The 20,235-nt window shown below is 46.2% G+C and carries 22 protein-coding genes; 13 read left to right on the top strand and 9 right to left on the bottom strand.

The window, feature by feature from the left end:
• Positions 1-2: 2 nt before the first annotated feature.
• The 3 genes from RIG68_RS08245 to RIG68_RS08235 all read right to left on the bottom strand — a co-directional run bounded on the left by RIG68_RS08245 (position 3) and on the right by RIG68_RS08235 (position 2,090).
• On the bottom strand, positions 3-503 hold the full coding sequence (locus RIG68_RS08245; protein WP_350120954.1) for an SRPBCC domain-containing protein: 501 nt from the start codon (positions 501-503) through the stop codon (positions 3-5).
• 67 nt (positions 504-570) lie between these two features.
• Positions 571-1,482, bottom strand: a complete 912-nt coding sequence (locus RIG68_RS08240; RefSeq protein ID WP_350120952.1) for a helix-turn-helix domain-containing protein — start codon at positions 1,480-1,482, stop codon at positions 571-573.
• A gap of 191 nt (positions 1,483-1,673) precedes the next feature.
• Positions 1,674-2,090: a DoxX family protein gene (locus tag RIG68_RS08235; protein ID WP_350120948.1), complete on the bottom strand. Its 417-nt coding sequence runs from the start codon at positions 2,088-2,090 to the stop codon at positions 1,674-1,676.
• A gap of 194 nt (positions 2,091-2,284) precedes the next feature.
• Here RIG68_RS08235 and RIG68_RS08230 point away from each other — a divergent pair, with 194 nt between their 5' ends.
• From RIG68_RS08230 to RIG68_RS08210, 5 genes are all read left to right on the top strand, one after another.
• Positions 2,285-3,973 carry an FAD-dependent oxidoreductase gene (locus RIG68_RS08230; protein ID WP_350120945.1) on the top strand — a complete coding sequence of 563 codons (1,689 nt, stop codon included), beginning with the start codon at positions 2,285-2,287 and terminating at the stop codon, positions 3,971-3,973.
• Between the two features lie 106 nt (positions 3,974-4,079).
• A complete protein-coding gene (locus RIG68_RS08225; RefSeq protein ID WP_152000033.1) occupies positions 4,080-4,265 on the top strand; it encodes a general stress protein CsbD in 186 nt (61 codons plus the stop codon).
• 279 nt (positions 4,266-4,544) lie between these two features.
• Positions 4,545-4,829 carry a hypothetical protein gene (locus RIG68_RS08220; protein WP_350120942.1) on the top strand — a complete coding sequence of 95 codons (285 nt, stop codon included), beginning with the start codon at positions 4,545-4,547 and terminating at the stop codon, positions 4,827-4,829.
• Between the two features lie 181 nt (positions 4,830-5,010).
• A complete protein-coding gene (locus RIG68_RS08215; protein ID WP_152000031.1) occupies positions 5,011-5,802 on the top strand; it encodes a HipA family kinase in 792 nt (263 codons plus the stop codon).
• Entirely contained in the window at positions 5,780-6,175 is a 396-nt protein-coding gene (locus tag RIG68_RS08210; protein WP_152000030.1) for a DUF3037 domain-containing protein, read from the top strand. The genes RIG68_RS08215 and RIG68_RS08210 overlap by 23 nt, the downstream gene beginning before the upstream one ends.
• A 78-nt stretch (positions 6,176-6,253) precedes the next feature.
• Here the strand turns inward: RIG68_RS08210 and RIG68_RS08205 are convergent, their stop codons facing one another.
• Together RIG68_RS08205 and RIG68_RS08200 are read right to left on the bottom strand one after the other, a co-directional pair.
• Positions 6,254-7,117 (bottom strand): sigma-70 family RNA polymerase sigma factor, encoded by an 864-nt coding sequence (locus RIG68_RS08205; RefSeq protein ID WP_152000029.1) that lies wholly within the window; start codon positions 7,115-7,117, stop codon positions 6,254-6,256.
• 222 nt (positions 7,118-7,339) lie between these two features.
• Positions 7,340-8,353: a helix-turn-helix domain-containing protein gene (locus tag RIG68_RS08200; protein WP_350120939.1), complete on the bottom strand. Its 1,014-nt coding sequence runs from the start codon at positions 8,351-8,353 to the stop codon at positions 7,340-7,342.
• Between the two features lie 197 nt (positions 8,354-8,550).
• Here RIG68_RS08200 and RIG68_RS08195 point away from each other — a divergent pair, with 197 nt between their 5' ends.
• The 3 genes from RIG68_RS08195 to RIG68_RS08185 all read left to right on the top strand — a co-directional run bounded on the left by RIG68_RS08195 (position 8,551) and on the right by RIG68_RS08185 (position 10,686).
• Positions 8,551-9,216, top strand: a complete 666-nt coding sequence (locus RIG68_RS08195) for a c-type cytochrome (protein ID WP_152000027.1) — start codon at positions 8,551-8,553, stop codon at positions 9,214-9,216.
• Positions 9,217-9,241: 25 nt separating this feature from the next.
• Entirely contained in the window at positions 9,242-9,745 is a 504-nt protein-coding gene (locus RIG68_RS08190) for a hypothetical protein (RefSeq protein WP_350093366.1), read from the top strand.
• Positions 9,746-9,960: 215 nt separating this feature from the next.
• Positions 9,961-10,686 (top strand): hypothetical protein, encoded by a 726-nt coding sequence (locus RIG68_RS08185; protein ID WP_350120936.1) that lies wholly within the window; start codon positions 9,961-9,963, stop codon positions 10,684-10,686.
• A 26-nt stretch (positions 10,687-10,712) separates the two neighbouring features.
• Here the strand turns inward: RIG68_RS08185 and RIG68_RS08180 are convergent, their stop codons facing one another.
• The 3 genes from RIG68_RS08180 to RIG68_RS08170 all read right to left on the bottom strand — a co-directional run bounded on the left by RIG68_RS08180 (position 10,713) and on the right by RIG68_RS08170 (position 13,382).
• Complete coding sequence (locus tag RIG68_RS08180; RefSeq protein ID WP_350120933.1) at positions 10,713-11,207, bottom strand: GNAT family N-acetyltransferase; 495 nt, start codon at positions 11,205-11,207, stop codon at positions 10,713-10,715.
• Between the two features lie 82 nt (positions 11,208-11,289).
• Complete coding sequence (locus tag RIG68_RS08175; protein ID WP_350120930.1) at positions 11,290-11,640, bottom strand: DoxX family protein; 351 nt, start codon at positions 11,638-11,640, stop codon at positions 11,290-11,292.
• Positions 11,640-13,382, bottom strand: a complete 1,743-nt coding sequence (locus RIG68_RS08170) for a serine hydrolase domain-containing protein (RefSeq protein ID WP_350120927.1) — start codon at positions 13,380-13,382, stop codon at positions 11,640-11,642. The genes RIG68_RS08175 and RIG68_RS08170 overlap by 1 nt, the downstream gene beginning before the upstream one ends.
• Before the next feature lie 163 nt (positions 13,383-13,545).
• Between RIG68_RS08170 and RIG68_RS08165 the strand changes: the two genes are divergently transcribed.
• The 3 genes from RIG68_RS08165 to RIG68_RS08155 are packed head-to-tail and all read left to right on the top strand — an operon-like array spanning position 13,546 to position 15,291.
• Positions 13,546-14,352 carry a hypothetical protein gene (locus tag RIG68_RS08165; protein WP_350120924.1) on the top strand — a complete coding sequence of 269 codons (807 nt, stop codon included), beginning with the start codon at positions 13,546-13,548 and terminating at the stop codon, positions 14,350-14,352.
• Positions 14,342-14,854 carry a DUF350 domain-containing protein gene (locus RIG68_RS08160; RefSeq protein WP_350120921.1) on the top strand — a complete coding sequence of 171 codons (513 nt, stop codon included), beginning with the start codon at positions 14,342-14,344 and terminating at the stop codon, positions 14,852-14,854. Before RIG68_RS08165 ends, RIG68_RS08160 begins: the two co-directional genes overlap by 11 nt.
• Positions 14,855-14,877: 23 nt before the next feature.
• The gene (locus RIG68_RS08155; protein WP_350120918.1) at positions 14,878-15,291 is read left to right on the top strand and encodes a nuclear transport factor 2 family protein; all 414 of its coding nucleotides are present in this window, start codon (positions 14,878-14,880) and stop codon (positions 15,289-15,291) included.
• Between the two features lie 18 nt (positions 15,292-15,309).
• Here RIG68_RS08155 and RIG68_RS08150 read toward each other — a convergent pair whose 3' ends face one another.
• The gene (locus RIG68_RS08150; RefSeq protein ID WP_350120915.1) at positions 15,310-17,511 is read right to left on the bottom strand and encodes an acylase; all 2,202 of its coding nucleotides are present in this window, start codon (positions 17,509-17,511) and stop codon (positions 15,310-15,312) included.
• Positions 17,512-17,680: 169 nt separating this feature from the next.
• Between RIG68_RS08150 and RIG68_RS08145 the strand changes: the two genes are divergently transcribed.
• Together RIG68_RS08145 and RIG68_RS08140 are read left to right on the top strand one after the other, a co-directional pair.
• Complete coding sequence (locus tag RIG68_RS08145; protein ID WP_350093336.1) at positions 17,681-18,766, top strand: alpha/beta hydrolase; 1,086 nt, start codon at positions 17,681-17,683, stop codon at positions 18,764-18,766.
• Between the two features lie 137 nt (positions 18,767-18,903).
• The gene (locus tag RIG68_RS08140) at positions 18,904-20,232 is read left to right on the top strand and encodes an ammonium transporter (protein ID WP_350119247.1); all 1,329 of its coding nucleotides are present in this window, start codon (positions 18,904-18,906) and stop codon (positions 20,230-20,232) included.
• The last annotated feature ends 3 nt before the right edge of the window (positions 20,233-20,235 follow it).

The raw sequence follows: 20,235 nt of genomic DNA, 5'->3' as shown, positions 1-20,235 counted from the left end.
GATCAAGCTGTAATGACGTTTGTGATTTCCATCCTTTTGTTTCGCAAGTCCAGCCCTCCTTCCAGCACCGACTTTAGGTTCGCCAGGTAAAAAATCCACCCCCTTGAGTCGCCTACAAAATGCTTCATCGCTGTGTCGTCGTCCAGAGGCAGCCCGCTTTCGACCAGTTGAACAATCAACTCACCAGCTTCTTCGTACATATTGATTGTAACAGGGCATTTCATGGAAAAGGTAAAGCTAAAAAGGTCTTTACCATTGGCTTTCAGCACTGTCCCCTTCTCCACCACACTATCGGGATAGCCGTGCCAATACCACTCATACGTATCGCCTTGTTCAATAGGTGCGTCCTCTGACTTTGTCATCCCAGCTTTGTCCCTGAACAAGGCTTTTCTCAAAAACCACTTCTCCAAACCGCCGGGTGTTGCCCAGGAGTTATAAACTTGATCTGCCGGGGCGTTGATGTTTACCCTCAGCTTGAACTGGCTCCATTGATCTCTTTCCATCTTATTGTGTTTTTTTCTTCAAAACTAGTATCACCAACTCCCCCCGGCTTATCGAAAATGGAGAATTTTAGTGCAGCCTCATTTTCCGCCGGTAACGCCCAGGCGCTTCGCCATATGTTCTTTTGAACAGACTAGTGAACGAAGGTATACTATCGAAGCCTACAGCCCGGCAAATGTCAGACACGGCCAAATCCGTCTCTTCCAATAGTTTCTCTGCCCTCTCTAACCGCATTTTGGTCAAAAAGTTGTGAGGTGTGATTCGATAGGCCCGCTTGAAAAGCCTGAGGAAATGCTGCTTATCAAGCATGGCAACATCTGCCGCTTGCTGCAAATCAATTGGCTGCTGACAATTGTTGATTATCCACTCCCGGACGGCAGCCAATCGCTTATACAGTGCTACCTTCGTTACTGTTTTCACAACTCTGAGCTTCTCCGAAATTTGAAGGGCATGATGATTTTCGCTTATCAAGCTATCCAGTATAGATCGCACAACCATGTCAGCTTTTAATGAGTGAAAAGAGGCACAACTGTTTCCAAGCTCCATCAGAAGTTGAAACTGTTCTCTGAGCGAAGCATTCATGAAATGTACGTGCTCCACGAGCGAAAAGTCCTCTTCACTAACTGCTGACCAACCGGCAGTTTCATCGCCGCTTTTAATCAGTCCGTTGTATAATAGCTTCGAAAGCGCTGCGTCAAAGTACAGCAAAGCGACCAGGGTATCGTCCCGTTCCAGCTCAAAAGACAGCTTGCTTCCTTTGTTAACCACCAAAAAGCTATCCTCATTTATTGCTATCACCTCCCCATTAATCCGAAACGTTGCCTCGCCGCTCATTACCACCGCTACTCCCAATCCTGTGATGTGTGCGGGAACCACCGCCCCTTTCAGTCCCGTAAACCGACTGAGGGTGTGATCAATAAATTCAGGCACCTGACTGCAATAAGTCCGGACTTTAGCTGGCCAGTTCGTACACGCTATCATACCTACCTCTTTTTCTACAAGAAACAAACTCCTCAGGGAATACGAGAATCACTTTCTATGAAGCCTATCAAAGCAATCTAGTTTCTACAAACAGAGACACAGTATTGAACTACCTTATCGAAAAAGGGAACAGTCCAAACATAGCTATTTGGTAATAGGCTTGGCTAAAAGCTCAACTTCGTAAAGATCAGCTACCTTCTTTCCCCGAAAATACGCTGATCAACCGACCACATGCCAGCTCCAAAAAAAAAGAAAAGCAACCCAAAAAGAACGAACATAAAAGGGTGCTGGTCGCCATACCAGAACTGGCCATTGCCCATCACAAAGGTGACGTAAGACATGGCACCCAATAAAAGTAGCGAACCTATTCTGGTGAAAAGCCCCAGAAAAAGAGAAACTCCGGCGATCAGCTCGCTTGACTTCCCAGCGTATACCAGCAGCCGTGCGTTAGTATCTTGAAAAACCTCCCAGGTCATGTATTCCCTCATGAGGTTAGGTTGAAAAACTTCCTGCCCGTGATAAATCATCAGACCACCAACGATCATGCGAATGATAGCGAGTGCCTCTTGCTGATAAAACGGCGATGAACTCAATAGTAGCTTTTTCATTATTGCTAACCAAAAGAAAGAAAATGGATCATTTAACCAAGTTACGATGTCCTAATGACTTTCTGAAAAATCAATTTCATAAGGTACCTCCTGTAATGAAATCTGATAAATATCAGGAACGCTTTGTTACTTAAGTCACAAAAATTAGCCCAGACTGAGGTCAAATTTGCGCCAACATTAAGGTATCAAAAAAAATGAAAAAGACGAGAATAATTGTCATAGGCGGGTTATCTGCTGGTCCCTCAGCGGCAGCTAAAGCACGACGGACAGACGAAAACGCAGAAATCATCATGTTTGAAAAGACATCACATGTGAGCTATGCGACCTGTGGCATCCCGTACGCCCTTTCAGGCAAAATAAAAACAAGAGACAAACTCATTGTCGTCCAACCTGAGCTGTTTGAGAAAAGATTTGGTGTAGAACTCCATCTAAATGAGCCAGTAACAGACATTGACCCGGAAGCACACATAGTATACACAGACAAAGGCGTTTATGAATATGACAAACTTGTATTCGCCACGGGAGGACAGGCGGTTTTGCCTCCTATTAAAAACATTGAGAGCTTCGAAAATTGGGCTCACGCCAAAACACTTGAAGATTTTGACAGGGTGATGAAAAGCGGTGTTATGGACAGTGCCGAGCATTTCACCATCCTGGGTGCCGGACTCATAGGACTGGAAACTGCTGAAAACCTTGTTCACGCTGGCAAAAAGGTGACCGTGATTGAGCTTGGCAACCAGGTATTGGCAAACTGGGATGTGAAATTTGCCCATCTTGCAAAGAACGTGCTTGAAGACCATGGCATTGATGTCCGCCTTGGCGTGTCAGTCGTGGAAGTTGACCACACCACCAATGAGTTGATCCTGAGCAACGGAAAGCGCCTTTATACAGACTACCTTTTGATAGGCATTAGCATTAAGCCAAATACGCAAATGCTGGTTAGAAAAGGTGCCAGGCATCTGCCAAACGGTGCACTTCTGGTAAACAAGCACATGGAGACCTCCATCCCAGACATTTATGCGGCTGGCGATTGTGCAGCCATCACCAACATGATAACGGGTGAGCATAGCTGGTACCCCATGGGCACCCATTCCAACAAAGGAGGCCGGGCCGCTGGTGCCAATGCAGCTGGGGGTAATATAACTTTTGAGGGAGGCTACGGCACTGCAATTATGAAAATATTTGACTACGCCATTGCACGCACAGGTATGGGCCCTAAATCACTCGAAAGGGCTGGTATTCAATTTAAATCGACTCTGATTATCGCAGGCTCCACTCCCGGTTTCTTCCCCGATCAAAAAGACTTGTTGATAGAAATCCACTACGACCCCAATACAGGCGTTTTGCTCGGGGCAGAGCTGTTCGGTGAGCATGGGGTTGACAAGCGGGTTGATGTGCTGGCCACTGCCCTGTATGCCCGATTGACCGTTGATGACCTCCCCCGCCTCGATCTGGCCTATGCACCACCCTTCTCGGCCGCCAAAGACCCCGTGGTAGTGGCTGGGTTCGCAGCAGGCAATTCGATGAGGGCCCGGTACCACGAAGTATCAGTCGTTGAAGCAGCAAGGGCTCTCGATCAGTCCGTTTTCCCCGCAAGCTACACACTGCTTGATGTCAGAAACCCTACCGAGATTCATAAAGAAGGATATATTCAGCATGCCCTCAATATTCCTCTCGACGAGTTGCGGGGGAGAATTAATGAAATTGACCTTGATAGGCCCACCTATGTTTACTGTGCAAAAGGATTAAGGGGCTATATGGCATCTCTTATATTACTTCACCACAACTGCAAAAAAGTTTACAATGTAGCAGGGGGATTTACCGCCTGGAAGACGATCATTGGCCAGGTAAAGCAGGTGGAAGAAGTGTCACATGTGTCTTAAAAATCGAGCACCCCTCCTGCTGAAGAAAATGAGGAAAACCTACAACTCTATAATGTAAAATCCAAATAACAACAAATATTCCGCAAATATGCTTACCTTGCAGCATATGGAGATCGTTAGAAGCTGGAGAGAGCAAAAGGTAATGTTGAAATGGAGATTTCCTGACCTCAATGACAGCGACTTTTTCCTGGCTGATACTGACCGGGAAAGCATGCTGGTGAAGCTTGAAGAAAAGCTGAAAAAGACCAGAGCAGAGCTGGAACACATATTCGCTGAACTTCAGCGTTACTAGATTTGTTCCTATTTAGAATCCACAACATGTAATTATCTGCTCTAAAAAATACGACTATCCATATCAGCTCCGAACTGAGGGTGATACATGAGTCGACTACCGTTATAAACTCGTCGGCAAAAAATATTCATAGAAAAACAATTTGTAAATAATCAATATAGTTCAATGGCCAATTATTCTTCTGAAGTTTCCCACACTTACACTTATTTGTGGAACAAGTACAGACCGGCAATTCTCAAGCACATGATAGACTCGGCAGAAGGTCCACAGACCTACAAGATGTCTAAACATGAATTTACCATCATCAACCCTAAGGAGAAGGGTGGTTATTCTTTCTCCTTGAATGTATTCAAAGGGAAGGCTCAAAATGATATCAGGACTTCTATTGTAGCAAAAGACCTTCTGGTGATTTTGCAGTCGTCAAAAACTGCCAACGACCTGGTAAGCACGGCTACTTATGAGTTTGTTATGGACAAACACTTCGTGCTGCATATCAACCGGGGCGAAGAAATAGTTGAGGAAGAAGAAGTAGAGGCAGAAGAGACTGCTGAAAAAGAAGCATAAACAGCAGGCGATTAGCGCTGATGATATTTGTGGGGGAATATGTCGACAAGACATGTTCCCCCATTTTTTTGAGCTTGCGGCGAGTAAGTCACTACCTAACGCAACTCCCTCCCGCCGAAAGATTGCTTTTTATTAACAGGCGGCGTTGTGTTACATTTGCCGCAACGGTTTACAACAATTGATGGCACACGCAGCTGAAATTCGTACTGTTAGCGTTACCCGCTACGTCACTCCTCTCCGGGAAGGCGGTTCACTGCCTGCCATTGTTGAGGCTGATGATGAATTTCTATATGTACTGAAATTCAAGGGAGCCGGACAAGGCAAGAAAGCACTGATAGCCGAACTTATTGGTGGCGAAATTGCCAGGCTACTAGGTTTCAGAGTACCTGAAATTGTTTTTGCAGACCTGGATGTCGCTTTTGGCCGGATTGAGGGCGACGAAGAAATACAGGATCTGTTAAAGGCCAGCGTCGGTATTAACCTGGGGCTGCATTATTTATCAGGCTCTATCACCTATGATCCGGTTGCGACTAAGCTATCGCCTTTGCTGGCGTCTCAGATCGTGTGGCTCGACAGCCTGCTGATGAACGTGGATCGCACAGCCCGCAACACCAATATGCTCTGGTGGCACAAAGAGCTTTGGCTGATCGATCATGGTGCTTCACTGTATTTCCATCATAGCTGGGACAACTGGGACAAGCCAAAAAAGCCTTTTCAGCTAATTTCAAAGCACGTACTGCTTCCCATTGCCAGTGAACTTGCTGCTGTCGACAAGCAGTTCGCACCTGTGTTGACTGAGCAGGCCATCAAAGCTATTGTGGCCCTAATACCCGATGAATGGCTGGCGGAGGACTCTCCGTTTGAAAACCCCGAACAGCACAGGGTCGCCTACACGCATTTCCTGGTTACACGAGTAGCCAACTCTTCTTTTTTTGTTAACGAAGCCCAACATGCAAGAGAGACAGCTATTTGAGTATGCAGTCGTTCGTGTGGTGCCACACGTGGAGCGTGAAGAGTTTCTCAACGTGGGTGTGGTTCTGCTGTGCTCAGGGCAAAAGTTTTTGCGGGCTCGATTTGACTGGAACGAGTCAAGACTGTCGGGATTTTGCCAAAAGACAGATTTTAGTGAATTGAAAGGGTATGTAGATTCCTTTGAGAAGATTTGCAAGGGAGGAAAAGAAGCAGGCCCAATCGGGCAGCTCGGAATAACAGAACGTTTCCGTTGGCTGACAGCCGCCAGAAGTACCGTGCTGCAGACCTCCAAAGTACACCCCGGCTTGTGCGTAAATGCTGAGGAGACGCTTGACAGGTTGTTTGAAGAGCTGGTGAAACTACCTGAAGCCTAGCAGCCTAACATCAACAAAAAAGCACCTACCCTTTCGGATAAGTGCTTCTTATATTTTTGCACTGAATTACTCACTGGTCTACTCTAAAAACGATTTCAATATCTTGCTTCTGGTGCCACTGCGAAGCCTGCGAGTAGCAGTTTCCTTGATCTGGCGAACTCTTTCCCTTGTCAGATTGAACTTGTCGCCAATTTCTTCCAGTGTCATGCGCTGCTCACCGTTAATGCCATAGTAGAATGATACTACTTCAGCTTCTCTGGCGGTAAGTGTTGACAAACAACGCTGAATTTCTTTTTGCAAAGAAGCCACCATCAGGCCGGCGTCAGGTCTTTCTTCATTTTCGTCAACCATCACATCAAGCAAGCCGTTTTCTTCACCACTCACAAATGGTGCATCAATACTTACCTGACGGCCTGATACTTTCTGTGTAGCAAGCACTTCACTAAGGCTCACATCAAGCACTTCTGCTAACTCCTCAGCAGTAGGCTCACGCTGAAATTTCTGTTCCAGGTCAGAAAATGCCTTCGATATTTTATTCAAAGAGCCTACCCTGTTCAAAGGCAAACGCACAATTCTAGACTGCTCGGCCAATGCCTGCATAATAGACTGGCGAATCCACCACACAGCATACGAGATGAATTTGAAACCACGGGTTTCATCAAAACGCTGAGCCGCTTTGATCAGGCCAACGTTGCCCTCGCTGATTAGGTCTCCAAGGCTGAGGCTACCTGTTTGATATTGTTTAGCTACTGAAACAACAAAGCGCAAATTGGCTTTTGTTAGTTTTTCAAGTGCTATTTGATCTCCTTCTCTGATCTTTTGGGCTAAGATCACTTCCTCATCTGCGGTGATGAGGTCTACTTTTCCAATTTCTTGTAAATACTTGTCGAGAGACTGACTCTCCCTGTTGGTAATCTGTTTACTTATTTTGAGTTGTCTCATCCAAGCTTTTTAAATGTGAAGACAAAGGTAACCTTTAATTTTGAGAACGTTTCTCTTTCTGAGGCATTTAGATGAAATAAAGATGTTCTTTATGCCTTTTCAGATCGACGTCACTAAAGGTTTATGCGATAGTAAAATGATATTTGGTGTTAAAAAGTTCTTCATTTGGCACGATAGCGTAAAAAAACATCTTCCGAGGCGAAAATTGCCGGAAAATAGCCGCTAGTATGTTGGTTTATACCTGAATTCAGTTGGCACAACACCGTAAATCCTTTTGAAAGCTGTAGAAAAATGGTTCGGGTTTTTGTAGCCGAGCGTTCGAGCCACATCTGAAACTTTCACGTCTTTGTCGTGAAGAAGATGCACCGCATGTTGCATTCTTAGGTCGCTTATGTATTCAAAGATGCTTTTTCCTTCTACGGATTTGAACACCAACATCAGCTTATTGCTATTAGTTGCAAACTGCCTGGCAAGACCAGCAATGGAATGATCCTCCAAATAGTTGTTTCGGAGGTATTGCTTGACTGTGTGCACCAGGTCCTGATCCCTTCTAGGGGATTGAGTCTTATCAGTCAACCTGTACTCCTCCGCAAAAAGCGAGTGTAGCTGCAATAAAACAATCTGGGTTACAGAAGTCTCAACCATCATTACACCCAAACTCCCAACCAACGGACAATCGGTTAGGGTTTGAATGGCCCTGAGCTGAGCAAGGCTGAGCGGCTGATACTCTTTTCCAAAAACCCTTTCTTTTTTGGCTATCTTTTCCCTCACCCAGTCAGCCCATGGCTCGTTTTGCGGCAGGAAGCTATCGAGATATTCCGGTGCATACGACACGTGAACATAATGAAGCTCGCTGTTAGCTGTTATATGATGACGGTATTCGTTGTTGGGGTTAAATTTGAAGTTTTGAGAAGCTTGCTTAGTGGCTATAACCTGGTTCGATCCACTCAGATAAGTCTTTACATCAGCTTTCATTAAAAGGCAGCTTCCAGGAAGATCCGCTCCCTCACTGCGGAGGTTTTTAAGCACCACATCCCTTGAGAATATCCCCTCAACCTCCCGAATGGAGAAATTTGGGAGGTACATGTCTCTCGATTTGAAAGATGCAAGTTCCGAGTCCGGCAGCGTATCCGCCTCAGCAGGAGACTTAATAAAAACACCATAGGGAGTGGTGTCGTTCTCCCCATGCCTCAATATCGGAACATTGGGGGAGTCAAGCGTAATGTAGTCACTCATATTAAAAAATACCGACCATCAGGCCGATGATAAAGCTCTTCCACGAAAAAAGCCGTCTATAAGTTTCGCTTCAGCAAAAAAAACATACAAAGAGCTGCAAATAGAAGGAAAGTGTTTTCACGTACTATTCTCTCTTTTTTACGTAGGCTGGCCGGTTAGTTGTTTCGTAAAACCGGTCAAATCATAATAATTTAACCATGAAAATGTTAGACAATCTTCGATCAAACAATGTAAACACGAAAAACAGGTTCATTAAGGCGCTACACTCAAGCATCCTTCAGATGGCATGCTTTGTGGCTTTCGCCGCCGCTGTGTACTCCTGCTCTCCATCAACAGCTGTGAACGAGCAACAAATATCGCCAGAGGTGGCAAAAAAAGAGCAAATTCTCCGTGGCCAATACCTTGTAAATACCAGCGCCTGCCACGATTGCCATACGCCTAAGGTAATGACTCCACAGGGGCCTGCCCTGGATACCACTCGTCTTTTGTCAGGGCATCCGGCAAGCGAAGCGATTGCTAGCATACCAATGCAGCAAGACTGGATACTGTTTTCTCAAGGTCTCACGGCTGCTGTTGGCCCATGGGGTATTTCGTTCTCCGCTAACCTAACACCCGACGATGCCACCGGAACCGGTCGTTGGACCTATGAGCAATTCGAAACCGCCATCAGAAAAGGCAAGTCGAAGGGGTTGGAAAGAGCACGTGACCTGCTACCGCCAATGCCCTGGCAGATGTACCAGCAAATGACAGATCAGGATCTGAAGGCCATTTTTGCTTACCTGCAATCTATAAAGCCCGTGCCAAATGCAGTTCCGGCGCCGATCCCACCACAAGACATTGTAGCTGTTAACGTCAAGAATTAGCGTCTATTTTTCAAACATACAATTAATGAAAGCACTAGCTATTTTTTCAACTTTGTTGCTCGGAATACACTTCGCAACGGCTCATTCGCCTGAGGAAGAGAAGGGTACGGCCGCTGAAAACCTCGGCAGGCAAATTCTGAGTTCGTTTCAGAACAAATCCATCAAAGAGTATTATCATCTGTTCCCATCATTGGAAGAACTCCACGGTCTAATGATGGCCAATTCCGAAGCGTACAGCGTGTTTCTGGACGTGGCCAAAAAAGACTTTGCCAAGGTTTACCAAAAAAGGATAAAGCCCGAGATTGAGTCGGCTTATTTAAGAACTTTCTATGCTGGCTGTGAGCTTGGTATTGAGTGGTCGGAAGTAATATTTGTCGGCGCTTACGAAACAGAAGCTCCCCGGGCAGATGGCACAAACTCGCTGGTAATCGAGTTTTTATACGGACAGAAGAATTACAAACTGTTGGTGGAGAAAGTGATGATGCTAAGTGGCGAGTGGAAAACGACACAATACATTACCCTGATTTGAGTTTTTAGTTTAAATGTTGTGCTGATATGGTAAAAGGGGCTCTTTTTGAGCCCTTTTTATTGTTGCGAATTCATATACTGACTGCCCTTCTTCGGGGCGCCATATCAGGATTTTCTTGCGGCGACTGCGATTCTATTGACAGTTTTCGGAAAATGATTTTATGGCGATAGCCGTTTTTTTATCTTTATCCTTTTTTGCGCCGAATACCAACTGCTATGAACTCTGTCCCCGGATACATTAACCGCCTCAGGAAGCTTATTATAGTGAGCTTTTTACTGCTGCTTTGCACTGACGTGATAAACGCCCAGATAGTTTCCTATAAGGATAGGAATGTGGTAGACTATCAGGACTATATCAACTACTCAAAGGCAATTACAGGAGCCAACAAGGGTGAAGAGTACGAGGGCTCTCCGTATATGGACGACGAGTTTAAAGACGGCATCGTATTTATAGAAAAGGATCGAAAGACAAATCCGGTGCCCATGCGGTACAACATGTACGCCGACCAAATGGAGTTTAAGCGGGGAGACTTTACCTATCTGATGGAGCCTGTTTTAAGTATCGACATGGTGTCGGTGGGTGAACATTTGTTCATATTGGGAGAGTATATTGAGGCAAACAAGTACAACCTCGGCTTCTTTGAGGTAATTGATACCGGTAGGTTGAATGTGATGATGAAACAGGTGGTGAGGCTGCGACCAGGACAGGCTCCGAAAGCCATGGAAAGTGCTCCAACGCTCCCCACCTACCTCAAGCTGGGCTTCGAGTACTACTACCAGCTCGATAAAGGAGAGGTATTCAAGATATCAAAGGTGAAAGCGCTGGTTGAAAGGTTACCCGATCACCAGGACGAGATGAGGCAATTTGTTAAAAAGGAAAAAATCTCCCGTAAGAAGGAAGATTTGAAGAAGCTGGCTGCCTACTACAACAGTCTAAATTAGACCTCCTGAAAATAATCGCTGATACCCTAAACGTCAGTATCAGCCATTACCCATTCAACAGATTCATCTTTCGAAACCTCCCCGATCAGCTGAAATCCGTTTCTCTTGTAGAAGGAGGTTAACCTGTAATCGTCTATTGTGAGCCAGAACTGTTTGTCGTCAAAAACCTTTCTTGCCTGCTCAATCCATTTAGAGCCAAGGTTGCATCCTCTCATCTCTTCCGAAATCCACAAAAAGCCGATATAAAGCAGGCCTTTGTCAAAAAGCTCTTGAGCCATTTTTTCATCGAGCGTATCTGGCGGAATTGTGCTGAATACTATGCCTCCTCCCAGCACTTTTTCATCACTTAGCAAGCAAAAAACACGGGCTGTAGCAGCGTATCGACCCCAGAACGGCACTATACATTCCTGCCAATCGTCAGGAAGTATGTCAAAAAGAACTTGAGGGGCGTTTGTTACTTCCTTAAACTCCTGTAAATCAGGTGTTTTTACTTCAACCAGCAGGCTGGGCTCTGTTTCCATATTGTTAATAAAACTGCTGCAAAATTAATGGAAAGTAAAGCAGTTTTTTAGCATGAAAGTGATATTATTTTTTAGCCTTACTTTAAACGTACTGCCATGCCCACCAAATCAGTAACCCCTGTAGCGGAAGCCTCAGCCACAGCCCCCAAATGGGCACCTTCATCCCGGCTCCCTTTTGCATCAGGTGATATACATTGGCGGGAAACACAGCGATCAAAAGGCCTATAACGCCGACGGCAGCGGTCGACCTGTAAGGAGTCAAGAGCAAGACCCCCAAAACTATCTCAGTGCCGCCGCTTACGCTATTGATCAGCTGCTTGTATTTCAAAACAGGTGGAATAATGCGGAGATAAAACGTCGGGTTAACGAAATGATTAACTCCCGCCAACACATACAGCACAGCCATCATGTACAAATCCCATTGCGCTCCCATTATTGCTTTTCAAAAGCCACGTTTCTTACCCTGCCGGCATTCACTTTGAAGCCATTAATTGTATTGCTGCTGTTTCTGGTAAAATTGATGTTTCCAGTCCACCAGGCCGATGATGAAAATTCATCTTTTTGCTTAATGGTCAGTTTAATATCATCGTGCCTCTGATGGTGAGCTACGAGCGTATCGTTGACTACCTCAAGCATGTAGGTCGTTTCAAGCTCGGGACTGTAGAATCGGCCTGTATATTCCGACAGAGTTACCGAAGATGCATCAAAGTCCTCTTTAGGCTGATCGTCAGCCGGAGGAGCTTCCAATGGTTGAGCTGGAATCTCTGTTAGCTGATCTTTGAGGTAGATGTCGGCAATTTGATAGGCAATATTCCCAGGATTGAATGACGCCAGGTTGCTGAAAACAATGACTGAAAAACGCTGCTCAGGAAAACGATTGATGAACGTGCGATAACCAGCGTCGGCTCCGCCATGGGTTTTGTTAACCAGTCCCTTGTGGTTTCCTATTCCCTGTCCGAACCCATAACCCATGGTGTCGCCTTTGTTGAGAATATAACGCTGATCCATCATTTTCATAACGTTGTCGTTACCTACACTAACATTTTCAAAATTGACAGCCCAAAGTGCCAGGTCTTCTACCGTAGTAAACAGACTGGTGGCGCCCACGTTGGCGTAGCTGAGCACCGATTTCTTTAGCTCTCCGTGGTCATTTTTGTAATATGAGTACGCTCGTCCCTTCACAATCTTCTCATGGTCGTCGTAAAAAAGCGTGTTCTTCATTCCAAGGGGGTCGAACATGTTGGCCTTTGTCCACTCGGCAAAAGACTGCCCTGTAACCCTCGACACGATTTCCGCCAGCAGCGTGAATCCTGTATTGCAATAAAGCATTTCCTCGCCCGGCTTAAAGTTGAGTTCCGTCTGTTTAAAAATCAGTCTCAGCACCTGCTCTCTGGTGATTACATCATCCAAGCGCCAGCCCGCAAGCGCCAGTAAACTCCATTGATCCCTCAGCCCGCTGGTGTGGTGTACCAGGTGATTGAGCGTGATCTTCTCGCCAAAGTCGTGCATTTCTGGCAGGTACTTCCTGATGTCGTCGTCCATGGAAATCTTGCCCTGGTCGGCGAGCATGGCGATGGCAAACCCTGTGAACTGCTTGGAGACTGAAGCCACGTGGAAAATAGTCGTTGGTGTGTTTTTTATATCATATTCAAGGTTTGCATAGCCATAGCCCTTGCTAAAGGTCACCTTGCCATCTTCAACCACAGCAACCGTCGCTCCCGGCACAGCTTCATCGGGGCCGAGGGCAAACTTCATCAGCTGGTCAATCTTGCCTTCTTTGGTGTTGGCAATGGCTTCTACTCTTTCCAGCACCATCACGTATTCACCTTCACCGTCCTCAAAAGGCGATACTACGATCTTGTACAAGCCTCCCTCACTTGCCAGCTGAAATGGCTCAGGCCCTCGTGCCGGGTTATCAAACTCGCCCAGCAGCTGATTCTCCGGACCAAATACTTTCACCACCACATCTACCGTGCGCTGGTCAGCAAACCCGCTGGCAAGCGCTCCCTTTTCGAGATGAATCCTGAAAGTATCAGCTACACCTTTTGCCAATTCAGACTCAATGGGAGATGAGACAGACAAATCAGAGCCCTCCTTTATCAGTAGAGTAGTCTCTGGCTGCTCACAACTGTAGGCGAAAAATGTTGCTAGCAGCAGGTAGCTAAATTTCTTCATGATATAAAAAGATGAGGTTATTTGAATTTTTGATGAATGTATCGATTTTAGGTGAAAAATCAGCTCGTGCTGCTACCAATCAGACTGCAAAAACACCAGGTTGAGGTCAATCATCCATGAAAATATCAATAAGGAGATATGGTAGCATAAAGCCCATGCAAATATGAAAGCTGCTGTCAGGTTTTTCGGGCTGTTTCTGCTGTTCTTCTGGATCATCAGCTTACTCATAAATGGGCTCAAGCATGCTGAGATTGCCTATGAGGCAGAATTGTGCGAAGACTACACCGAGTTTGATTCATTGACCGCAGACAGAACTCATTACAGAAACTGGGATTTGATTGACTACAGGGCCTCCTACTGTACGCATTATCGCAGCTATGAAGACCTTGCCAAACAGAGCAGGGAGAAAAGGAATCTTATCAGTCCGTCAAACAATGAATATGGAGCCTATTGGGGGAGTGTGTACAAGCAGCTAGTGGAAGAAAACGATGAATGGGTGGGCTTTATGGCGGACAGTCTTCTGCAAACTGCGTTGCTCGACAGCCTCCACGCTGTCTCGCTGGCAGAGTTGACCGTGTCTTTCGTTCAGGACATTCCCTACCATTTCATTAGTTCCGGAGACTGCTCTGAAGCTGACAAAAAGAAGCATCCCTGCGTAGCTCTGGCCAAGTTTGGCATTCTGTCGCCTTATGAGTTTTTGCACACTTTGTCTGGCGACTGCGATACAAGGGCGGTGTTGCTCTTTTCTTTGCTTCGCAAGTTGAATTTTGACCCAATGATTGTGGTGAGCTACGAATACCGGCACGCCATGCTGGCACTCAATATCCCGTCTTCTGGCGACCACATTACTTTAGGTAGAAAAAACTACTATTTTTGGGAGACTACCGCCAAAGGCTGGCCTGTTGGCATGCTACCACCTGACATGCAAAATATTGATTACTGGGAAATTGCTTTAGTGAATGAACTATAACATCGCCATACTTGGGCTCATCGAGATAGTGTCGGCCGTCACTATTGGTATCTTCATCCTTGCTATTACCTACAAAATATTGCAATGGGTAGGTAGAAGGTATTATAAAATCGCCGAAAGCAATCTGGCCTACAGTATTTTCACTGCCAGCATCATGTTTTCGGTTGGTTTCATGATCAATGAGGTAATTCAACCACTTATTTCTTCTTTCAGGCTTCTAAATCAGGACGCTGCCAGCTATGTGTTGGCCTTCAGGTATATTGGGCAGGGCGCTGTTTACATTGCTATCGCCTACTGCGCTTCTATTGTGATAGCGCTGCTGAGCACCTCCCTTTATGCCCGGCTCACTCCGATTGATGAATTTGAAGAAATAGGAAAAAACAATGTGGGCATTGCCATCATCATTGGTAGTATCATCATAACCCTTACCTTGCTTACCAAAAGTGGTGTGGGGCTTTTGATAGAGTCCATCATTCCCTACCCTCAATTACCTCCAAAATAACTGAACACTTAAACTATAAAAATATGCGTACGCAATTATTGACTGTCTGTCTGGCTATGTTTGCTTTGACAGCGTTTGGCCAGAAAGAACTACTGGATGCCGAAAAGTACCGATTCGAGGTCATGGCGAAGAAGGACACCAAGACACTTGAAACCATTCTTGCCGACGACTTGATGTATACTCATTCTCACGGAGGCGTTGACGGCAAAGCCAAAATTATTGAATCGGTGGCCGCTGGCACCTACAAAAATGTGGAGATTCTTGAGCAAAATCTAATTTCGTGGGGAAACACAGGCGTAATCTCAGGAAAAGCCCGGTTTCTGATTGGCGACCCAAACGGTGATCGTACCATTATCCTTAAGTACACCGACGTTTACCGCAAGGAGAAGGGAGTTTGGAAGCTTGCTGCCTGGCAATCTTTGCTGGTTACTGAATAAAGAAAAATGCCGGGGGAGCTATTCTCCCGGCTTATATGTTTTCTCCGCCACTGCCTCAATATCCGCCCGGTAGAATAATACGTCTCTGAACTCTCCTTTCCGGTACATCTCCGCCTGGTCATTGAAATGTGATGAAGCCGGATCGCTCTTTTGTCCGCCCGTAACTATCGCCTTGGCTTTGACAGTGTCTCCAAACTCCACAACGGCCACAAAGCTGTTGCCGCTTGTTCCGTACCAACGTTTCGTGCCTGTATATGGCCTGCTACCGAACGCAGACAAAGCTCCCCACATGCTGCTTGTGTAAGCAATGGGGTTGCTTGCTAATTCATCGTTGAAAGGCTCTCTGATGGCACCTTCCACCCGCTGAAAGCGATTGATTTGTCCCCAGGCTGTTTCCCATGTGCCAAAGTCTGCTGTCAGCTTTTCAACGGCTTTTCTCAATGCTTCAAGCTTCATCTGTGGCTCTGCTTCGGTGGTCATATAGTCAATCATAGCCAACTGCCTAAGCCGAACATCTTTTGTTTCGTACAAGTCTTTCATTAACTCCTGGGCCCAGAAGATGGCCAGCGCCGTACCGATAGATTCTTCTCCAAAACGTAAATCCCATTCTTTAAGCACTTTTATCGGAGCCGCTAGATCAGCGTCTTTCTCTGAGGAGCCTTCATACGCTTGTACCACAGAGGGAACGAGGTTTTCAAATCCCACCAAATACGGGTCATAAGCCGCTTCAATCAGGTTATCAAGTGTAAAATTCGTTTTCCCTTCCAATACCCGAACAGCGTGAATACCCCGGGCGTTTTCCTGATCTGGCGCCATGTATACAGGGTAGTGTTCAGGCTTGGGGCTAAATCCTGCTGCTGCGGTAAATGGCGTAGAATTGCAGTTCTGCAACCAGCCACTTTCAGGGTTCAGCAAACTAACGAGTTCCTCGATTTTGTGGAGCCCCTGCCAGTCGGTGGCTGGGTTGCTGCCATCAATCACCCCTGAGTAGTCAAAACGGGGGTCACGAACGGGCATAAAGTTGCCATGGTAGTAACCTATATTGCCCTGGTCGTCGGCATACACCGTATTGTTCGACGAGTTGGTCCGAAGACGCATGTTGTTATTGAAGTCGTTGTAAGTGGCAGCCTTTGTTCGCATGTACGATTGACTGAGGGCATTCAATGGATCCTGCATCAGCCCTACGGCAATCCATTTACCATCTTCTTCCCTTACGATCGGGCCGTGGTGAGATTTGTAGGTCGTGAATGTTTTGCTGGCGATTTTCTCGCCGTCTTTGTATTTCAAAGTGACCTCTGAGGCCTCCAGAGCCCTCTCCTCTTCGCCATACTTGTAGAAATAATTCCCATCCTTTTCTACAACAGTCTCCGCAAATTCGTCTATCACGTCTGCTGCACTGGAAGTATGCATCCAGCCGCAGTGTTCATTGAAGCCCTGATAGATAAAATATTGCCCCCAGGTGACAGCTCCATAGGCATTAAGGCCCTCTTCACTTACCACATGCTGCTCGGAGCGAAAAAAGAAAGATGTGTGGGGATTGATTAGTAGCAAAGAGTTCCCCGATGCGCTGTTGGAAGGTGCGATAGCAAACCCATTGGATCCAGTAGGCTCAGGTTCTGGTTCGTAGGTATACACTGAAGAAACCGGAGAAACTGGCTTCCCCCCGTAAAACGCCTCTAAGTTTTCAGTTGAAATAGACTCGATGTCTCCACCGATACTACCCTCACTAAAAGTAAGGGGCATCCACGGTTCAAATCTGGTGAGTAGCATAGGCTTCACTTCGGGATGTTTGTAAAGGTAATAGTTGATGCCATCGGCAAAGCCCTTCATTTGTTCTTTCATTCCCTCCGGTGCCTCATTATAAAGGGCTTTTATCTCTTCTTCGTTGATGAAAAGCCTTTGGCGAAGGTCAGTATATAACGCTTTCTCCCCTTCCACTTCAGCCATTCGGCCAATTGAGGTGAGATAGTTGGTTTCTATCCGCTTAAAGTCGTCTTCACACTGTGCATACAGCATTCCAAAAATAGCGTCAGCATCAGTTTTACCATAAATGTGGGGAATGCCCCAGTTGTCACGAATAATGGTGACACGAGAGGCCGTGGCCTCCCATCGTTGTATTTCGTCAGCTGTAAACTCAGCAGTTGCTTGTTGAGGAGTTTCGCAACTTTGAAAGATGAATATGGAAACTAAAACAAGGATCAGTTTAATTGGTCTTCTCACAATGGGTTACAGTTTGGTCGTTCAACAATATACAGGTTGGTCAGTAAAATAATAAAACCGTTTAGGTAAATAACCAATATGGAGCCGCTTTGGGTGTAGGTCCAGATCAGATCAAAATGATTTTCTCTACAAATAAGTACTTTTATATCCTGAGTTGTCATATCGTTATATGAGAGCACTTTACCAGATTGCCTTCCTGGCCTGCATCCTGTTCAGTTGCGGCTGTAGTGATTCCAACCCATCACCGTCAGATGATGACAACGTACCACCTCCGTCGGGAACTTCAAGCTTTGACATCATCACACAGGAGTTATCCAATGACCTAACTATCGACATTTACGTGCCGAGGGTAGAAAATGCTTCGGGGAAATATCCTATTATTTACTTCAATGATGGGGACGTTTTCAAAGGAGCCATCGCCAGCCTTACTTCTTACAAATTTGAAGCATCCTCGGGGATTGAACCTTTTATAATGGTGGGTATCTCAGCAGCGGGCCATAGGTACGGCAGATATATACCCTACAATGATCAGTGGATCAAAGAAAACTGGTCTGATTACTCTCCGGGGTCTATTAACTATACTCAAAGGCTGATCAATGAGGTGATTCCGAAGGTTGAGGAAGACTATCCTGTTGACACAAAAAGGAGGGCCATATTTGGATTCTCGCTCAGCGGGCTTTATGCGGCCTGGGCCGGAATTAATTACCCGGAAGTCTTTTCCTTTTCCGCCTCCATGTCACCCTCATTCTGGGTGGCCGACTATGCTATTTTCGATGAGCCAAGGGAATTGTCAAACACCCGGTTCTATTTTGACATAGGCACAAAAGAGTGGAACTATTACGTGCCGATGATTGAAAGCCTGGAGAATCTGGGGTTTGGGTATGGGAAAGACATTTTCTACTACGAGGTGCCAGGTGGTATCCATGCTGAAAGCGATTGGGCCAGTAGGTTACATATTCCTCTTGGACTATTCCTAAATGGAGCGCCAGAGGAAGTTGAAGGCTATGAGGTCATCAAAGAGTGCATTCCCAGCCAATCGACCGCCGGGCTGGTTTTCCAAAGGCTTAATCCCATAGTTACTTTTACGAACGGCATCAGGTATTCGCTCTCCACAAGCGCCTCCTTTCAGGTCGTTAGTGGCGATGGCGTAGTGCTGGAAGACGGAAGGTTCGACGCTAAGGGTGGGAGCATGACCGTTGAAGTTAGCCACGGAAATTGGAGCGAGCACATAAGCTTAAATAATTGCAATAATTAGGTTTCTGACGCTTTCGAAGCGGCTACTTTCAGGTTTAATGCGCCTCGTTCAGGAAGTTTAAATCTGAATTCCTATATTGCGTCACCCTAAACAACATGTCCCAAAAAGCTGGTGATTGAATTTTAAACACACCCTACATGAAGCTTTTTGTTCGACCAATTCTATTGAGTGGATTGGCTATTATTGCCTCTTCCACTGTTGCCTTTGCCCAGGAAACGTCTGAGATCGACTCAGGTGCCACTGCCTGGATGCTGACTTCTACCACACTTGTGCTCCTTATGATTCCTGGCCTTGCCATGTTTTATGGTGGCCTTGTCAGGACTAAAAACGTGCTCGGCACTATGATGCACAGTTTTACAGCCATGGGTATCATGACTGTTCTTTGGGTAGTTTGCGGCTATAGCATGGCTTTTGGTGAAAATGTACTTGGTGGCTGGTTTGGCTGGAATTCCGACTATGTGATGCTTTCAGGTATCGATGACAGTATTATTGACGGCATCCCCGAGTATGTCTTCTCCATGTTCCAGGCGAAATTTGCCATCATCACCCCTGCTCTTATTGCCGGTGCCGTGGCCGAACGAATCACGTTTAAAGGTTATTGCTTTTTCATAGCGCTTTGGGGCCTTGTCGTTTACAATCCGCTTTGCCACTGGGTTTGGGCGTCCGACGGCTTCCTTTTCAACCTGGGAGCCAACGGTGCCATTGATTTTGCCGGAGGCACGGTTGTACATATCTCCGCCGGTGTTAGCGGATTGGTTGCCGTGCTCTTTATTGGAGCCAGAAAATCGCACCCCCATTTGCCCATGCAGCCCAACAACCTTGTGATGACGATGATAGGTGCCGGGCTTCTTTGGGTCGGTTGGTTTGGGTTCAATGCCGGCAGCAGTATCTCAAGTGGGTTGAGCACTGCCCAGGCCCTGACCGTTACACAAATAGCAGCTGCGGCCGGTGCACTTACCTGGCTGATCGTGGAAGGCTTCCATCAGGGGAAAGCAACAGCACTTGGTTTTGCATCGGGCATCCTGGCAGGTTTGGTAGCCATCACGCCTGCGGCTGGCGTTGTTCAGCCAGGAGGAGCTCTTGTACTGGGAGCACTTTCTACTATTGTGTGCTACCTCGCTATTATACTAAAAAACAAACTCGGCTATGATGATACACTAGATGCTTTTGGTATCCACGGTGTTGGCGGTATCATAGGTGCCATTTTCCTTGTTTTCTTTATCAGAGAAAGCTGGATGGCTGATGCAGCAACGGCTGTAGGTGGCACGTGGACAGTAATGCAACAACTTGGAGTGCAACTAACTGCTATTGTGATAGCCATAGTTTACGCCGGTGTAGGCACTTTCGTCATTCTTTTTGTGCTCAATAAATTTGTCAAAATCCGGGCCACCGAGGAAGATGAAATGAAAGGGCTCGACAATGTGTACCATGGTGAGAAAGGATACGGAATGATCACCCCTAACTAACAG

Origin of the sequence: Imperialibacter sp., from assembly GCF_040222385.1 — a bacterium.
Taxonomy (GTDB): Bacteria; Bacteroidota; Bacteroidia; order Cytophagales; family Cyclobacteriaceae; genus Imperialibacter.
Note: the sequence above shows the minus strand (reverse complement) of the source record. Positions and strands in the feature narration are given on the sequence as shown.

What these genes read in the sequence shown, in the direction of transcription:
- RIG68_RS08245 (WP_350120954.1), bottom strand. Translation starts at nt 503, where the DNA reads ATGGAAAGAGATCAATGGAGCCAGTTCAAGCTGAGGGTAAACATCAAC.
- RIG68_RS08210 (WP_152000030.1), top strand. Translation starts at nt 5,780, where the DNA reads ATGCAAGAGAGACAGCTATTTGAGTATGCAGTCGTTCGTGTGGTGCCA.
- RIG68_RS08200 (WP_350120939.1), bottom strand. Translation starts at nt 8,353, where the DNA reads ATGAGTGACTACATTACGCTTGACTCCCCCAATGTTCCGATATTGAGG.
- RIG68_RS08235 (WP_350120948.1), bottom strand. Translation starts at nt 2,090, where the DNA reads ATGAAAAAGCTACTATTGAGTTCATCGCCGTTTTATCAGCAAGAGGCA.
- RIG68_RS08205 (WP_152000029.1), bottom strand. Translation starts at nt 7,117, where the DNA reads ATGAGACAACTCAAAATAAGTAAACAGATTACCAACAGGGAGAGTCAG.
- RIG68_RS08220 (WP_350120942.1), top strand. Translation starts at nt 4,545, where the DNA reads ATGTCTAAACATGAATTTACCATCATCAACCCTAAGGAGAAGGGTGGT.
- RIG68_RS08225 (WP_152000033.1), top strand. Translation starts at nt 4,080, where the DNA reads ATGGAGATCGTTAGAAGCTGGAGAGAGCAAAAGGTAATGTTGAAATGG.
- RIG68_RS08240 (WP_350120952.1), bottom strand. Translation starts at nt 1,482, where the DNA reads ATGATAGCGTGTACGAACTGGCCAGCTAAAGTCCGGACTTATTGCAGT.
- RIG68_RS08215 (WP_152000031.1), top strand. Translation starts at nt 5,011, where the DNA reads ATGGCACACGCAGCTGAAATTCGTACTGTTAGCGTTACCCGCTACGTC.
- RIG68_RS08145 (WP_350093336.1), top strand. Translation starts at nt 17,681, where the DNA reads ATGAGAGCACTTTACCAGATTGCCTTCCTGGCCTGCATCCTGTTCAGT.
- RIG68_RS08180 (WP_350120933.1), bottom strand. Translation starts at nt 11,207, where the DNA reads ATGGAAACAGAGCCCAGCCTGCTGGTTGAAGTAAAAACACCTGATTTA.
- RIG68_RS08165 (WP_350120924.1), top strand. Translation starts at nt 13,546, where the DNA reads ATGAAAGCTGCTGTCAGGTTTTTCGGGCTGTTTCTGCTGTTCTTCTGG.
- RIG68_RS08190 (WP_350093366.1), top strand. Translation starts at nt 9,242, where the DNA reads ATGAAAGCACTAGCTATTTTTTCAACTTTGTTGCTCGGAATACACTTC.
- RIG68_RS08230 (WP_350120945.1), top strand. Translation starts at nt 2,285, where the DNA reads ATGAAAAAGACGAGAATAATTGTCATAGGCGGGTTATCTGCTGGTCCC.
- RIG68_RS08175 (WP_350120930.1), bottom strand. Translation starts at nt 11,640, where the DNA reads ATGGGAGCGCAATGGGATTTGTACATGATGGCTGTGCTGTATGTGTTG.
- RIG68_RS08140 (WP_350119247.1), top strand. Translation starts at nt 18,904, where the DNA reads ATGAAGCTTTTTGTTCGACCAATTCTATTGAGTGGATTGGCTATTATT.
- RIG68_RS08155 (WP_350120918.1), top strand. Translation starts at nt 14,878, where the DNA reads ATGCGTACGCAATTATTGACTGTCTGTCTGGCTATGTTTGCTTTGACA.
- RIG68_RS08160 (WP_350120921.1), top strand. Translation starts at nt 14,342, where the DNA reads ATGAACTATAACATCGCCATACTTGGGCTCATCGAGATAGTGTCGGCC.
- RIG68_RS08170 (WP_350120927.1), bottom strand. Translation starts at nt 13,382, where the DNA reads ATGAAGAAATTTAGCTACCTGCTGCTAGCAACATTTTTCGCCTACAGT.
- RIG68_RS08185 (WP_350120936.1), top strand. Translation starts at nt 9,961, where the DNA reads ATGAACTCTGTCCCCGGATACATTAACCGCCTCAGGAAGCTTATTATA.
- RIG68_RS08195 (WP_152000027.1), top strand. Translation starts at nt 8,551, where the DNA reads ATGAAAATGTTAGACAATCTTCGATCAAACAATGTAAACACGAAAAAC.